This is a genomic window from Lolliginicoccus lacisalsi (genome assembly GCF_014841105.1).
GTDB lineage: Bacteria > Actinomycetota > Actinomycetes > Mycobacteriales > Mycobacteriaceae > Lolliginicoccus > Lolliginicoccus lacisalsi.
The window spans coordinates 53144-68379 of record NZ_JACYWE010000010.1; the positions used below are offsets into that span (position 1 = coordinate 53144).

A 15236-nucleotide genomic window follows, 5' to 3' on the forward strand; every position below is an offset into this window, starting at 1 on the left:
TTCTCCTCGGGCTGCCTGGGATGGTTCAGTGGTCTCGGTGGGCGCCGGACAGTGCCATCTCCTGGAGCTGGCGCTTTGGTCCGGCAGTCATGCTCGAGGGCTCGAGGATCGCGAGAGCACGCTCGGTGAGCGAGGTGATACGGGCCTCGATGGCGCGCACGGCCCCGAGATCGTGCAGGATAGCGCGCGCCTCATCGATCTCCCCGGCAGGGAGCTCGCGCCCGAGGAGGGCGCGCAGCCTTGTCGCTGCCGACGGATCGTGCTGGTCGCCGTGGTCGAGCGCACGAGCGAGCAGCTCGGTGCGCTTGCCCTCGATGAGGTCATCACCGGAGGGCTTGCCCGTCACCGCGGGATCGCCGAAGACACCGAGCAGATCGTCACGGAGCTGGAAAGCGACACCGATCGCTGCGCCAAACCCTCGTAGGTCCTCGATGAGCTGGCTATCGGCGCCAGCGAGCTCCGCGCCGAGGTGAAGCGGCCGCTCCACCGTGTAGGCGGCCGTCTTGAACCGGTTGATCAGCTCGGCGGTCCCGCGCCGGCCATCGCCGGATGCCTCCGCGACGATATCGAGCAGTTGCCCGCCGAGGACCTCGGTGCGCATCGCCGCCCACACCGGCCGTGCCCGGGCCATGGCGGGGCCGGGCACGCCCGAGCCCGAGAACATGTCGTCGGCCCACGCGAGCGCAAGATCGCCACAGATGATGCCCGCGGCCATCCCGAATCGATCCGCGCTGCCCGCCCACTTGCTCGCCGAGTGGTCGGCGGCGAAGCCGACATGCACGGTGGGGCGGCCACGACGGGTATCGGAGTTATCGATGATGTCGTCATGGATGAGGGCGCAGGCCTGCACGAGCTCCAGCGCCGCGCACGCGGTCACCACCTGCTCGGCACCAGGGCCCGAGGGCTCGCCACCGGCCGCGGTCCAGCCCAGCCAGGCGAACATGGGGCGCACCCGCTTGCCGCCGCTGAGCACGAATGCCTCGAGGCGTGCCACCGCGGTGGCGTAGGTCGGCCCGATCGGTTCGACCAGGGGCCCGCGCGAAGCGAAGAATGCCTCTAGCGCACTGGTCACCCGCGGCGGCAGATCGCGCGCGGCGAGCCCGTCTCGTTGTGTGCTCAGCGCTGGCTCCTGTCGTCGTCGGGGCGGCCCCGGGCACCAGAGTAGCGAGCAGTTCGCGGATGGGCGACATGGCGCGGGGCCAGCCACCGGTGCGCTCCGTCACGGCTAGCCGGTGACGGAATCCGTATGCTGTGTGTGTGGCAATCAGGGCAAGTCAGTCGACAGAGCGAACCAGCAGGACTCCATCGATCGTCGAGCGCATCCGCGAGCACCGCGGCGGCACGCCGTTCTCGGTGGAGTTCTACCCACCGCGCAACGAGGTCGAGGAGCAGCGGCTGTGGCGCGCCGTGCGCACGTTCGAGCAGATGCACCCCGCTTTCGTCTCGATGACCTACGGCGCGGGCGGCTCGACGCGCGATCGCACCGTGCGCATCGCCGGGCAGCTGGCGCAGGAGACCACGCTGCTGCCGGTGGCCCACCTGACCGCCGTGAACCACAGCCTCGACGAGCTGCGCGGGCTCGTGGGGTCCTACGCCGACCGCGGGATCGTCAACCTGCTCGCGCTGCGCGGGGACCCGCCGGGCGATCCGCTGGGGAACTGGGTGAAGCACCCCGAGGGCCTGGAGTACGCCGAGGAACTGGTGCGGCTCATCCGCGAGCTCGGCGACTTCCACGTCGGGGTGGCGTCCTTCCCCGAGGGCCACTACCGTGCCGCGTCGCTCGAGGAGGACACGCGGTTCCTCCTGGGGACGCTCCGCGCGGGCGCCGAGTACTCCATCACCCAGATGTTCTTCGAGGTCGACGACTACCTGCGCCTGCGCGACCGGGTCGTCGCGGCCGACCCTGTCCAGGGCGAGAAGCCGATCATCCCGGGGATCATGCCGATCACCTCGCTGCGGCAGGTGCGCAAGATCGTGGAGCTCTCCGGCTCGCAGATCCCCGCTCATATCGAGGAGCGGCTCGCCCGCGCAGCCGGCAACGGGCCGGAGGAGGACAAGGCCGAGGTGCGCAAGGTCGGCATGGAGCTCGCTACCACGATGTGCGAGCGCTTGATCGACGAGGGAGCCCCTTGCTTGCACTTCTGCACGCTCAACTTCGCCAAGGCAACCCGCGAGGTCCTGGCCAACCTCGGCATGGCAGCGGTACCGGCCTAGCCGGTCACGGCAGCCGCAGCGGCTTCGACGATTCTCACGTACTCTGCCGGTAGCACACGAAGAGCCCCCGAGATCCTCATCACCGTGGAGCCTGGAAGCTGCTGGCTGCTACCCGCGTACAGAGCATGTGCCGAGCAGGATCTGCCTGATCGGGACCGCGGCGCCGCACGCACCACTGCTTCCGTTGCAGTTAGGAGTTGCTGGTGGAGTCCCGCGGCGCAAGCCGGAGCAGCGTGCTGATTCGCCGGGCGACAGCAGAGGACATGGACGCGACTGCCCGGACACACATCACGCTTCTGCCCCGGGGCTTGTTCCCCGCGCTCGGTAGGAGCTTCATGCGGCAATGGCATCGCGCCGCGCTGGCCTCGCCTCACGTGGTGTTCCTCGTTGCGGTTGATCGCAGCGCGAATGGTGCCGTAGCAGGTTTTCTGCTGGGATCCACGAATCACGACGCGCACACTCGTGCGGTGCTGGGAAACCGGCGCAGCCTCGCTTTGCTCGTCCTGCAAGGCGCGCTGTCGCTGATGATGCGGCCAGCCCTCTTGCTCCGTTTCGCGCGCTCGCGGGCCGTGCCCTGGACGAAGCGAATCCTCGGGAACACGAGGCCTGTCGCAATTCCCGATGGCGCCGCGCCGCGGGTCGCCGTCTTGTCGGATCTTGCCGTGGACGGCACTCTCCGCGGGCAAGGTACTGGCGCCGCGCTGGTCAACGAATTCGCAGCGCAGTGCCGGCGGGCTGGCGCGAGTTCGGCCGAGCTGGTCATCTTCTCGGACAACTCCAGCGCGGCGCGATTCTACGAACACCTCGGCTGGACCGCCGTCAGCGAGCTAGCAACCCGGGACCAGGGGAAAGTCCGGCTATACCGCACCCAGCTGGATGCCCGGAGCTAGGGCGGAGCAATGCATCTGGATCGCCGACGGTTTCTGGCGTTGATGGCCGCCCTGCCAGCCGGGGCAGTGGCAGGCTGCGCAGCCGGTGGCTCTTCCCTGACCGATCGAGGCTCCCCAGCGCCGACGCTCACAGGCAGGCGGCCCACCGACGGGCTGGCAACCCTGGCGCCTCCTCCGCGCCCCTTGTCGGCGGGTGCCAGTCGCTGGCTACCGGGACCGGGGGAGATATCCCCTGACATCAAGCGCACGGCGGCGGCGTTCATCGAGACAGCCGGAACATGGGCCCCGGGCGGCACCAGTGCCGACAGCCTTGCAGCGGCGGGCGCGTCGCCCGAAGCCACCGCATCCGCCGCCGCGCTGCACGTCGAGGAAGCCAGGGAAAGCTCGGTCGCAGTGATCTATCCGCAATATGGCGGACTGTCTGGCGACCGGGCGGCCGTCATCACCTTGCTCAACCAGCACCTGGCCCTGCCGCGGGAGGCCACGACCCGTCAGCTCGCTCTGGATGTTCGCGTGCACCGCCGGGGTGCTCGATGGAAAGTCGAGAGAATCAATCCGCTTACTACGCTAGGAGCACCTCTCGGCGTTCTCGCTGGCAACTCCCTCGCTGTCCTCTCCGAACCACGGATCAACCTCTCCGGGCCATCTCTGCTGGACATCCGTTCGGGCAGGATGCATGAACCACTATTGAACGTCCTCCTTGGACTCGCGCGTGAATACACCTTCGCCGTCCAGGTCATGCACACCGGCCATATCCAGACTGTCTTCCCGACGAACCGAGTATCCAATCACGCGGTTGGCAGGGCCGTCGATATCAGGGAGATCAATGGCATCCAGGTGGTGAGCCCCGAGATGGAAGCGGGACTGGTGGAGGAATTCATGCGCCGCGCCGCTGAGCTCGGGGCCACGGAAGTGGGCGGACCGATCGACCTGAACGGAGCTCGCAAGGGGTTCTTCTCGGACGATGTCCACCAGGATCACATCCATATAGGAATAACGCCTGGTCTCCCACGAGCTCATCTGCGCTAGCCCGCGCCCGAGCGAGGCCTCGCCTGCCTTTGCGGGGGCGCGGCCATCACGGCAGCCGCAGCGGCCGCTGCCGCCAGGTGGCCTGGCCGCGCCGGTGCCGCACCCGCGAGTCCAGGACCAGCGCTATCACCCCGGCGGCAGCTGCGGGATGGGCGACGGCGCTGACTATCCGGGCACATTGCAGCCTGGCTCCTTGCTCCACCTGGCCCGCCACGAGGCGGGACGCCACCAAGCATGCGTAACCGCCGCGCGCGAGCGCGCGCGTGCGCGGATCGCGGGCACGAACGAGCAGCACGGGCAGCATCTGGGTAGCGGCGATCCCGGCGAGCACCAGGGTGGTGCTGGTCCGGCCACCGAAGGCGTGGCCGAGCCACCGGCCGTATCCCTCGCGGAGCGTGCGCGCGCTGCAGTACATGCGGCAGCTCGCTGCCGGTCCACCCAGCACGACAGCGGTCTTGCGACCTTTCGCGCGGTACTCGCGCGCGAGGTCGAGATCATCGACGAGGGATCCGCGAATGCGCGCATGGCCACCGACCGCCCGATAGGCATCGGTGCTGGTAGCCATGAACTGGCCGCACGCGATCGAGAGCGAGGGGCGGAGGTTCTCGTTCGCCAGTCGCACCGGTACCAACGCGAGCCAGGACCACGCCAGCAACGGCTGGATCAGGTGCTCGACGAGGCTGCCGGCGGCCTGGAATGGCCAGATGCTGACGAGGTCCGCCGAGGAGGACTCGAGCGCCAGCACGGCCGAGTCGACCGCGCTCGGGGAGAGGCGCACATCGGCATCGAGGAAGAGCAGGACGCCCGGGCGCGCCATCGCGTGCTCGGCGAGGCGCTGGCATGCCCACTGCTTGCCGACCCACCCCGGAGGCGGTTCCTCCTCGCTCGCGCGAAGCTCGAATCGCGGGTCGCTGCCAATAGCCTCGAGCGCAGCCGCGCCCGTGCCATCCGTGGACGCGTCGTCAAGGATGAGCACGCGAAAGTCGTGGCTCGTGTCCTGCTGCTGGAGGTCCATGATCAGCGAGGGGAGGGTGTGGCGCTCGTTCCGTGCTGGAATGCAGACCGACACGGGGCGGCGGCGCCCGATTCCGGGGCGAGCCCGGGGGGCGGTGGCAGCGTTGACAACCGCGATGGCGAGGAGGCCGGCCGCGGTGGACGCCCCGATCGCTGCGAGCCATCGCTGCGGCAGCACGTCAGTGAACGAGGTCGCCCGGCTTCGGGGACCGGTTCCGGCTGAACCACGAGAGCGCTCCCACCACGACGGCGGCGGCGACGCTGGCGCCAATCACGAACCCTGCCCAGCCCGCGAAGCTGCGGGTGTTCGGGTCGGTGTACCTCGTCTCGGCACGGAATGTCGATAGCTGCCCGGCCGAGGGGGTCCAGGTCACCGAGCGATTGCTGGTCTGATCCCCATTGGTGGATTCCACCGAGGAAGGGAACGTCACCGAGATGCGGATCTGCGCGCCATCGCCGATGTTCCGCAGGTCAGCGCGCCCGGTGAGGGTCACGTCCGAGCCATTGCGGGTAAGGCGGACATCGAAGCTGCCGGGGACGTCGCTGCTGGTCAGCGCGAGCTGCCGGAAGTCGGCGAAGCTGAGATCGCTGAAGATGAGCTCGCTGCCCACGAAGCCCTCATCGGTCCACGGCTGCACCCGCGCCCGGGTGCGCAGGGAGTCCTGGATCCGCAGCTGTGGCCCGACGGTGTCATCGTCCCCCCCTCGCTGGGCAACGATCATCCGTCCCGATACACGGTCATCGCTATTGATGCTCACGTCGACCTCAGTTCGCAGGCATCCGGAGAGGAGCAGGGCGAGCGTGGCGAGCAGCAACGTGGCGACGGCGGTACGCGCGCGCCGAGGCAATGCGGTTTGAGACACAGGGCTATCGTGCCAGGTTGTTCGAGCGTCGCGCGCTAGGGTCGGGGGGTTCGCCATGGATCCGTGATCTCCAGGGCCGGATGCGACGAGCGGCAAGAAGCAGCGGCACGCCCGTGATGGCCATGCCGACGAATCCATAGGCCGCGGAAAGGCGCAGGTCAGGCAGGAACACCAGGTGCGCGACGGCGGAACCCAGCCACGTCCAGGCAAACAGCGCGAGCGGGGGAGCGTCGCGCCGCATCCGGGCCCGGGGCGTGGGAGCGGGGCCCCGGTCGGCTACTGCGAGGAGAGTGGCGATGCACACGGCGACCAGTGCCCACCCCGCGTAGTTCGACAAGGGAATAGGGAACCCTGGCAGCGAAGGGCCGCCCGCGCACCATGTCCAGTAGCCGGCCGTGACCATCTGCGGGTCGAGGTACAGGTCCCACGCGACAATGGTGGCGGCCGCGAGCGGAACCCGCATCCACTGGCGGCCACGGGGCAGCGCGGACACCACAGCCGATGCCGCGCACCACGCCGGATAGCTACCGCCCACCCAGGCCAGCGGGACAATCACCGGGACGTCGGCGATGGCGGGCCCCAGCCGATCGAGGGCGTACTCGTAGCAACCGAACGGGAAACCGGTCGCCACGCCGATGGCCTCCGCGGCGAGGCCACCGCCGGCCGCGCCGACCAGCAGCGCGAGAGCGAACACAACACCGCGCGAGGCGAGGGCGTGCACCAGCGCCGCGCCCGCGAGGAGCACCACGACGAGCGCGGTCACCGCATCGGCCACGCCGCCTTGGGCCAGCGGAAAGGCGATCTGGGCAAGCACGGCGGCGACCGCGAGCGCCACCGCCATCCCGCCCAGCCGGGCAATGCTCACCGCGGCCATGCGAGCCGGTTCCGGGCGCCTCCGAAGCGTGCATCGCGCAGCGCCAGCCGCGCGGCGCTGCGGCCGCTGAACCCGGAGACGCCCCCGCCCGGATGGGTCGAGGCCCCGGTGATGTACATGCCGGGAGCGGCCGGGACCCGATGCCGCGCGAGCGGCGGCACGGGTCGCCACAGCATCATCTGGTCGAGCCCCATCTCCACATGCATCACGTTGCCGCCGAGTAGGCCGAGCTCGCTGGCCAGTGACTTGGGGGTCTGGATGTAGCGGTCGAGCAACCCCTCGGACAGGCCGGGGGCGTAGCGCTCGAGCTCAGCGATGATCCGGTCGGACTCCTGCTCGGCGACGTCATCCCAGTCATGTCCCCGCAGCGCATAGGGCTGCCACTGCGACCACAGGGTGAGCTGGTGCTCCCCGGGCGGAGCCAGCGTGGGGTCGATCGCGCTGAAGGTCATCGCCAGGGCGACGGGCCGCTCGGCGCGGTCCCCGGCGAGCATCGCGCCATGGGCCCGCCGCAGGTGGGATCGATCCGTGGCGAGGAGCTGCAGGCCCGCGAGCACCGTGTCCCCGGCGGGCCCCGCCGATGGGTACGAGGGCAGGGCCGAGGACCGCAGGCGCACCGCCATGCCGAGCCCCGGGCCCACCCGGATGCGGCGCCGCCAGGTCTCGATCCGCCGCGCGTCGTAGCCGCCGCGGGCGAGCATCTCCAGCGTGGTCAGCACATGGCAGCCAGCGATTACTGTCGCGGCACGATGCTGCTTGCCGGACGCTGTGGTGGCGATCCAGTCGTGGCCCTCTCGCTCGAGGCAGTCGACGGCATCCCCGCGATGGATCTGCCCGTCATCCTCGCGCAGGCGCGCCGCGAGAGCCTCGGTGAGCGCGCCGCTGCCGCCGACCGCGCGCCCCGGTGGCAGGGCATGCATGAGTGCCGCGAATCCCACCATCGGCGCGGTGCCAGGCTCGGATGTCGGCGGGCCGGACTGCGCGCCGAACCAGGAGAGCGCTGCCTTCAGCCGCTCGCTGTCGAAGTAGTAGTCGAGCAGCGCATCCCCGCTGGCGAGGAAGTCGCGCGAGAGCTGGGCGGGGTCGCCGTCGGTATCCAGGCCCCAGAACGACCTGATCAGCGAGGATGGTGCTGGCGGGCGCGCGAACGCGCGCATCACCTTTTGGCTGCGCGGAGCCCAGTCGTGCACGAAGGCTCGGTAGGCGCGCGCGTCCCGTGCCCCGCAGGCTCGGTCGATCGATTCACAGGTGGCATCGAGGTCCTGGTGGAACACGATGCCAGGCTGTCCCGTGGAAGGCTCGGCGGGAGCGAACGCCCAGGGATCGCACTCCAGGTAGCGCAGCCCGTGCTGGGCCAGCTCGAGCTCCTCGATGATCCCGCTGTGGCGGATCATCAGGTGCGCCGACGATCCCCGATCGACCCGATGGCCCCGGAACAGTTCCACTGTCGAAACCGCGCCGCCGATGACGGTATCGCGCTCGAGGACCGTGGTGGACCACCCGGCTCGAGCCAGGTAGCAGGCGCTGATCAAGGCGTTATGGCCGGATCCAATGATGATGGCGTCGCTCACGATGCCCGAGCCTATGCGGTGCTCGCCGCGAGCGGCAGGGCGCGGCCCAGCACGGCGAAGGCGCGCGGATCCCCGTCGAACCGGAATTCGCGCAGGACGTCCTCGAATCCGCGCCGGCGGTAGAGCCGCCAGGCGCGGTTGGACTCGCCCCCCACCTCGGGAGTGGACAGGAGGACCCGGGACGCGTCACACCCGGCGAGGAGCTGGCCGAGCAGGGCGTCACCGGGCCCGTGCCCCTGGGCGGAGGGGTGGATGTGCAGCTCGGTGAGCTCGAAGTAGTCAGCGAGCATCTCCTCGGCCGCCACGCTGCCATGGGCGCGGGAGAGGCCGCGATGGACTTGCTCGTACCACCATTGCTGGCGGGAACCCGTGTAGCCGTAGGCGATGCCGATGAGCGTGCCATGGCGGGGATCATGGTCCTGCTTGCCGTGCGGGGCAAGGACGGCGGCGGCGCGCCAGCCGGGGCGCAGCGCGTGCTCCGCCCACATCGGGGCTCGGCGCCGGGCGACGGATGCGGGATAACCCATGGCGCGGACATAGATCGTGAGCGCCTCGTGGAGGCGCTCGCGCATCTGTGCCGGGGTGAGATCGGAGACATACGGCTGCTGCACTGCGGTTGCGGTCCTCGGGAGGCGGGTCATGGACACGGGAAATTGTCAGGCCTGCGCGTTATCGTAGTTGTATCGAACATGGGTTCGATGCCGCAGCTCGTTGCGCTGGATCGCGACTCGACCGTCGGCCCCAGGCTCTTGGTTGATCCTACTGGGTGCTTGGCGGGCTTCGCGATCGTTGCGCGCCGGAGTGCCCGGCGGGAAGGAGGTTGGCGGATGCGTCCGGAAACGCGCCGAAGGTTGTCGTCGTGCACGGGCCCTGGAGGCCCGGCGCCCACTAGCGCGCAGGCCAGATCGATGCTGAAGCGGGCTGATGCGTTCTGCGCGGAAGCAGGGCTCGCGGAGACCGCGGAGGAACGGTTCCGCGCCTCGTACCTCGCCACGCTGCGCGCCGCGGGCGCGGTGATCGTTCTCAGCGTCCCGCGGAGCAGGCGGCGGCGCCCCACGAGCGCCTGGGCGACGCTCGCGGCGGAAGGTCATCCGTGGGATGACTGGGTAGCGCGGATCGCCCCTTACTCGACTCGGCGCGCCATCGTCGATGCTGGCAGCGCGAGACCGGTGACGGCGGCGGAGGCCGATGCGTTGTTCGGGCTCGCTGGCGAGTTCATCGATGCGGTTCACCGCCACGTCGATGTTGCCCGGAGCGCGGGGGGAAGGCCCCGGCCGGGCCGTTGGAGGGGCACGAGGAGCGGTCCCGCGGTGGATTTGTCATGGGTGCGACAAATCGCACAGGTCATCCGTGTGGTAAGTGGCCGCGCCACGCCTTATCATAGTGGTAAGTTCTTGTCCGAATCAGGAGCCCGCCGCCACCACCGGTGCGGCTTTCACCATCAAGTGCGGGGGAGGGACCGTGCCACTCTCCGAGCACGAGCAGCGAATGCTCGAGCAGATTGAGAGCGCGCTCTACGCGGAGGATCCGAAGTTTGCCTCCCAGGTGCGCTCCGCTGGAACCCGAGGCCCGTCGACGCGGCGGCGCATGCAATTCATCGCGCTGTTCGCCGTCGGTCTTGTCCTGCTCATCGCCGGGCTCGCCCTGCCGGTCCTGATGGTAGGAGGCTTTCCCGCCGTCAGTTTCCTGGGCTTCCTTGTGATGTTCGGTACCGGCGTCTGGGCGCTGCTAGGCAAGCATGATTCGCCGGATGCGAATTCTGGCGACAAGCCAGAGGCTCCCGCGCAGCCGCCTGGCAAGCCTGGGAAGAAGCCACCGAAGCGTGCGTCAGGCAGCTTCTCGGAGCGGATGGAAGAGCGATTCCGCAAGCGCTTCGAGGAGTAGGCCGCCGCGCCAGCAAGAAGGTCACGTTCAATCCGGGTCCAGCTATTTCAGCTGGGCCCGGTTTCGTTTGCCCGGGCACCAGGGCTGGGTTCCCCACTTCCCCCCACCTGACGGTCGGCGGTCCGGGGCGCGAGTACGCCTCCCGGGCGGGCAGGCCTCCCGGGCGCGGGTGACCTCCTGGGCGCGAAAGCGCGAAACGCGCCAGCTCTGCGCGCTGGAGCTGTCCTTTTCTGCACAGAGGCGTCGCTCCGAAGCACTCTGTACGGGCTTCCCCACGCTCAGCCGCGCCGCCGGGCACGCACAGCGCCGCAGGTGGGCGGGCTGGAGCGGCGACCACGAGCGGCCGACTCGATCCCCCCACCATGCCGCGGCCGCGCTAGCTGAGGATATCCCCGCGTTTTCATCAGCAACACGTCTGTAATTGATTGCAGGTGGGGGAAAGTGGGGTAACGTGGTGGCCGGTGGTACACGAGGGTGAATCACCTGGGCTTGCACGTGGAGGAGGTGCCGACAGCGTGTTCTTCGGCACGTACACGCCCAAGCTTGATGACAAGGGACGGTTGACGCTACCGGCTCGGTTCCGGGAACTACTGGCAGGAGGGGTGATGGTGGCCAAGGGCCAGGATCACAGTCTTTCTGTCTACCCGCGTGCCGAATTCCTCGATCTCGCGCGCAAGGCCGCGTCGATGTCGAGGAGCGATCCGAGCGCGCGCGCGTTCATTCGTGGACTCGCTGCGGGCGCGGACGAGCAGCACCTTGATGCGCAAGGGCGGATCAGCATCTCCCCGGCGCATCGCCGGTGGGCTGGCCTGCAGAAGGAGTGCGTTGTGGTCGGCTCGGTGGAGTTCATCGAGATCTGGGATTCCACAGCGTGGGAAAGCTATCTGTCGGACAACGAGGAGGGCTACTCGACGGCTGCGGACGAGGTGCTGAAAGAGATCTTGTAGCGACTGCAGTGAATGATGCCCCTATTGGCACATGAGCCGATAGCGACCAGCCAGGTGCGGCGTGGCCTCTATCCGGTAGGGCCCCTGACGTACTTCCCCAACGCCAGGTGCTTCCACCGGATGGGGACCACGCCGCACACGATGCAGGTGCTGCTAGTGGTGGTGAACCACCATGTCGTGTGCCCCGAGCCTTCAGCGACACCCCCGCCTTGATTCGTGTAGGAGCGTGCATGAGCGATCCGATGCCCGAGCATCATCGCGATACCGCCGAGCGCCATCTCCCGGTCATGGCGGACCGGGCCATCGAGCTGCTTGGCCCCGCGATCGATGCGCCCGGCTCGGTGCTGGTGGATGGAACGCTCGGCCTGGCCGGCCATGCCGAGCGGTTCCTCGTCGAGTACCCGGGCCTGGTACTCGTGGGGCTGGATCGCGATACGAACGCCCTGCGGCTTGCTGGCGAGCGCTTGCGCCCCTTCCGCGACCGGGTCCACCTCGTCCATACCCGCTTCGATGGCATCGAGGACGCCCTGCGGCAGTCGGGCATCGAGGGTTCCGGGGTGTCGGCGGTGCTGCTCGATCTCGGGGTGTCCTCGATGCAGATCGATGAGCAGGACCGGGGCTTCTCCTACTCCACGGACGCTCCGCTCGACATGCGAATGGACACCACCTCGGAGCTGACGGCGGCCGACGTCGTCAATACCTATAGCGCGGCCGACCTCGCGCGGGTCCTCTCGGCGTACGGCGAGGAGCGGTTCGCGCGGCGCATCGCCGCGGAGATCGTCAAGCAGCGCGCGCAGGAACCATTCACCACCAGCGGCCCGCTCGTGGAGCTGCTCTACCGAGCGATCCCGGCCGCCACGCGGCGAACCGGCGGGCACCCCGCGAAGCGCACGTTCCAGGCGCTGCGGATAGAGGTCAATGGGGAGCTCGATGCGTTGCACGGCGTGCTAGGGCCAGCACTCGACGCTCTTCGCACCGGCGGCCGCATCGCCATCATGTCCTACCACTCGCTCGAGGATCGCATCGTCAAGCGGGCGCTCGCCGAGCGGTGCGCCTCGCGGACTCCACCGGGACTGCCCGTGGAGCTCCCGGGCGCGGGGCCCGAGTTCCGCCTCCTCACGCGCGGCGCGGAGCGGGCGAGCGAATCGGAAGCTGCATCCAATCCACGAGCCGTGCCCGTGAGGCTCCGGGCCGCTGAACGGATCGCAAGGAGAGAAGCATGACCACCTTCACCCCGCCACGCAAGCGCAAGGAATCCCCGCGGCGCGGCAACCGCTCCGGTCCCGGCTCGGGGCTCTCCCCGGCTGCTCGGCGCGCCTATGAGCGCCGCTCCAGCAGGGACAGTGGCTCGCCGGGGAGATCACGGGCCCAGCTAGCCAACGTGGTGCGGAGCCAGGCGAGCCGCATCCCCTGCGTCGCGCTGATACTCGCGATGCTCGTCGCGGGGCTCGCGCTCACGTTGCTGCTGTCCACCCAGGCGGCGCAGCAGGCGTACCAGATTTCCGGTGCCAAGCTCGAGACGAAGAAGCTCTCCGAGACACGGGAGGCTCTCTTCCGCGATGTCGCGCTCGGCCGATCTGCCCCGGCGCTCGCGCAGGCGGCGGGCGAGCTCGGCATGATCCCAGCATCCACCCCGGCGTACCTCGCGGTCGCCGCGGACGGAACCGTGACCCTCCACGGCGAGCCTAAAGCTGCTTCGGGCTCGCCCCTGCCACCATTCAATATCGAGCCCGCGAATCCGTCCGAGACCGGTCCTCGGTCGGGGTCGGCGGAGCGCGAGCTCGAGGTAATGGTGCCGATCCCCGTTGATGAGCTGCCCACGCCCGGGCAGCTTCCCGCGCTGGACGTCGACGGTGCGCCCGTGGAGACGCTGAACCCTGTTGATCCCGGGCCGGAGGGCTCCCCGAACGCAGCGAACCAACCACCGGAGAACAGCGCAGAGCAACCGTGACGACTGCCCGTCCACAAGCACACCGATCACGATCCAAGCGACCCAGGCGAAGCATCGCTCGCGGTGCGACCGCGGGGCCGCGCTATCGCATCGCTGGGCTAGCCATGTTCATGGCGCTGGGGCTGATCATCCTTCAATTGATCAATATCCAGGGGATCTCGGCGAGCAGGCTGTCGGAGCAGGCCGCGATGCAGCGGACGGTCTCGCTTGTCGACCCGGCAAAGCGGGGCGCGATCACTGATCGTGATGGTGCCATGCTGTCGTTCACCACCCAGGCGCGCGCGCTGACTTTCCAGCCGCAGCGCATCCGCGAGCAGCTCGAGCAGCAGCAGGAGATCGACCCCGACGCGCCCGATCCGGATACGAGGCTGCGCGAGATCGCCCGCGGCGTCTCCGAGGCGCTCGACGGACGTGTCACCGAACGTGCTCTGCGCCGTCTCCTCCTCAGCGACGTCACCTTCGTCTACCTCGCGCGCAACGTTGACCCGGCCGACGCCACCGCCATCCGCGAGGAGTTTCCCGAGGTGGGCGCCGAGCGGCAGGATATCCGTCAGTACCCAGGTGGAGCGCTGGCCGCCAATATCGTCGGATCGACCGGCTGGGACGGCCATGGGCTGCTTGGCCTGGAACGATCCATGGATGCGCAGCTCGCCGGGCGCAATGGCTCCCGCACCTACGATCGCAGCGAGGACGGTGCTGTGATCCCTGGCAGCACGCGCGATGTGGTGCCTGCCGAGGACGGCGTGACCATCGAGCTGACCATCGACAACGATGTGCAGTTCTTCGCCCAGCAGCAGATCGAGATGGCGGTTGACCTGTCCGGCGCGCGCGCTGGCTCCATCCTGGTGCAGGACGCGACCACCGGCGAGGTGGTCGCCATCGCCAATGACGACACGTTCAATCCGTTGCTCGGCCTCTCGGCGCCGGAGAACCAGGTCTCGGTGCTGGGCAACCCCGCGGTCAGCACACCATTCGAGCCTGGATCGGTGGCCAAGATCGTCGCGGCCGCCGCTGCGATCGAGGACGACCTCACCTCTCCCGATGAGGTGTTGCAGGTCGATGGCGAGATCGAGATGGCCGGTGTCACCGTGAAGGACGCCTGGAAGCACGGCGTGGTGCCCTACACGACGACGGGCGTGTTCGGGAAGTCGTCGAACGTGGGCACGCTGATGCTGGCGGAGCGGATCGGCGAGCAACGATTCGCGGAGATGCTGTGGCGCTTCGGCGTGGGCCTGCCCACCGGCATCGAGCTGCCCGGCGAGAGCGTGGGCATGGTCCCGCCCCTCGACACCTGGGGCGGCGGCACCTTCGCGAACATGCCCATCGGGCAGGGAATGTCGATGACCTTGCTGCAGATGTCGGGCATCTACCAGGCGATCGCCAATGATGGCGTGCGCATCCCGCCGCGGATCATCAATGCTGTCGTGGATCCGTCGGGCACCCGGACCGAGCCGGCGCCGCCCGAGCCGGTGGAGGTGGTCAGCCCCGAGACGGCCCGGATCGTGCGCGACATGTTCCGTAGCGTCGTCCAGTCCGACCCCATGGGATACCAGCAGGGAACAGGGTGGTCCGCCGCCGTGCCCGGCTACCAGATCTCGGGCAAGACGGGCACCGCCCAGCAGGTCGACCCCTCGTGCAGTTGCTACTCGGATTCGCTGCACTGGATCACCTTTGCCGGGATGGTTCCCGCAGACGACCCTCGCTACGTCATCTCGATCATGCTCGACGCGCCAGTGCGCGGCGTCGACGGAGGTGGCGGACGATCGGCGGCCCCGCTGTTCAGCACGGTCGCTTCCTGGCTGCTCCAGCGCGATAACGTGCCGCTCTCGCCCGAGGCTCCCCGGCTCGTTCTCGACACCAGCGCGCCAGGACTGTGAGCAGCACGGGCACAAGACATCGTGACGATTCCGTCGATTACCCCAGGCGCTGTGTGGGGGGCGAGCCGGGACGGTAACGTTTCGCAATGCCGGGCACGCGCGCGGCCCATGCCAGGACAGCA

15 protein-coding genes are annotated in these 15236 nt (G+C 68.9%); 9 read left to right on the plus strand and 6 right to left on the minus strand.

All coding sequences use genetic code 11. The features are described 5' to 3' along the window. Positions 1 to 25: 25 nt before the first annotated feature. Positions 26 to 1072: a polyprenyl synthetase family protein gene (locus tag HT102_RS14735; protein ID WP_333473475.1), complete on the minus strand. Its 1047-nt coding sequence runs from the start codon at positions 1070 to 1072 to the stop codon at positions 26 to 28. 185 nt (positions 1073 to 1257) lie between these two features. Between HT102_RS14735 and metF the strand changes: the two genes are divergently transcribed. The 3 genes from metF (at position 1258) to HT102_RS14750 (ending at position 4133) form a co-directional block, all read left to right on the plus strand. Then, positions 1258 to 2214 carry a methylenetetrahydrofolate reductase [NAD(P)H] gene (gene metF, locus HT102_RS14740; RefSeq protein WP_333473476.1) on the plus strand — a complete coding sequence of 319 codons (957 nt, stop codon included), beginning with the start codon at positions 1258 to 1260 and terminating at the stop codon, positions 2212 to 2214. A 263-nt stretch (positions 2215 to 2477) separates the two neighbouring features. Continuing rightward, positions 2478 to 3104, plus strand: coding sequence for a GNAT family N-acetyltransferase (locus HT102_RS14745; RefSeq protein WP_192040204.1), 627 nt, complete (start codon positions 2478 to 2480; stop codon positions 3102 to 3104). A 9-nt stretch (positions 3105 to 3113) separates the two neighbouring features. Beyond that, positions 3114 to 4133 (plus strand): hypothetical protein, encoded by a 1020-nt coding sequence (locus HT102_RS14750; RefSeq protein WP_225443733.1) that lies wholly within the window; start codon positions 3114 to 3116, stop codon positions 4131 to 4133. A gap of 46 nt (positions 4134 to 4179) precedes the next feature. On the opposite strand, the gene HT102_RS14755 is transcribed toward HT102_RS14750, so the two are convergent. The 5 genes from HT102_RS14755 to HT102_RS14775 are packed head-to-tail and all read right to left on the minus strand — an operon-like array spanning position 4180 to position 9096. After that, a complete protein-coding gene (locus HT102_RS14755) occupies positions 4180 to 5325 on the minus strand; it encodes a glycosyltransferase (RefSeq protein WP_192040205.1) in 1146 nt (381 codons plus the stop codon). A gap of 1 nt (position 5326) precedes the next feature. After that, positions 5327 to 6010: an LppM family (lipo)protein gene (locus HT102_RS14760; protein ID WP_192040206.1), complete on the minus strand. Its 684-nt coding sequence runs from the start codon at positions 6008 to 6010 to the stop codon at positions 5327 to 5329. Positions 6011 to 6014: 4 nt separating this feature from the next. Continuing rightward, positions 6015 to 6884 carry a carotenoid biosynthesis protein gene (locus HT102_RS14765; protein WP_192040207.1) on the minus strand — a complete coding sequence of 290 codons (870 nt, stop codon included), beginning with the start codon at positions 6882 to 6884 and terminating at the stop codon, positions 6015 to 6017. Next, positions 6872 to 8455, minus strand: a complete 1584-nt coding sequence (locus HT102_RS14770) for a phytoene desaturase family protein (RefSeq protein WP_192040208.1) — start codon at positions 8453 to 8455, stop codon at positions 6872 to 6874. The genes HT102_RS14765 and HT102_RS14770 overlap by 13 nt, the downstream gene beginning before the upstream one ends. Before the next feature lie 11 nt (positions 8456 to 8466). After that, positions 8467 to 9096: a GNAT family N-acetyltransferase gene (locus HT102_RS14775; RefSeq protein ID WP_192040270.1), complete on the minus strand. Its 630-nt coding sequence runs from the start codon at positions 9094 to 9096 to the stop codon at positions 8467 to 8469. Between the two features lie 267 nt (positions 9097 to 9363). Between HT102_RS14775 and HT102_RS16450 the strand changes: the two genes are divergently transcribed. From HT102_RS16450 to HT102_RS14805, 6 genes are all read left to right on the plus strand, one after another. Beyond that, a complete protein-coding gene (locus HT102_RS16450; protein WP_192040209.1) occupies positions 9364 to 9960 on the plus strand; it encodes an SAV_6107 family HEPN domain-containing protein in 597 nt (198 codons plus the stop codon). Continuing rightward, the gene (locus HT102_RS14785) at positions 9917 to 10339 is read left to right on the plus strand and encodes a DUF3040 domain-containing protein (RefSeq protein WP_192040210.1); all 423 of its coding nucleotides are present in this window, start codon (positions 9917 to 9919) and stop codon (positions 10337 to 10339) included. Before HT102_RS16450 ends, HT102_RS14785 begins: the two co-directional genes overlap by 44 nt. Before the next feature lie 515 nt (positions 10340 to 10854). Next, complete coding sequence (gene mraZ, locus HT102_RS14790) at positions 10855 to 11286, plus strand: division/cell wall cluster transcriptional repressor MraZ (RefSeq protein WP_192040211.1); 432 nt, start codon at positions 10855 to 10857, stop codon at positions 11284 to 11286. A gap of 230 nt (positions 11287 to 11516) precedes the next feature. Next, entirely contained in the window at positions 11517 to 12509 is a 993-nt protein-coding gene (gene rsmH / locus HT102_RS14795) for a 16S rRNA (cytosine(1402)-N(4))-methyltransferase RsmH (protein WP_192040212.1), read from the plus strand. Continuing rightward, a complete protein-coding gene (locus HT102_RS14800) occupies positions 12506 to 13237 on the plus strand; it encodes a hypothetical protein (protein WP_192040213.1) in 732 nt (243 codons plus the stop codon). The genes rsmH and HT102_RS14800 overlap by 4 nt, the downstream gene beginning before the upstream one ends. A 104-nt stretch (positions 13238 to 13341) precedes the next feature. Continuing rightward, on the plus strand, positions 13342 to 15114 hold the full coding sequence (locus HT102_RS14805) for a peptidoglycan D,D-transpeptidase FtsI family protein (protein WP_192040214.1): 1773 nt from the start codon (positions 13342 to 13344) through the stop codon (positions 15112 to 15114). Positions 15115 to 15236 lie beyond the last annotated feature (122 nt).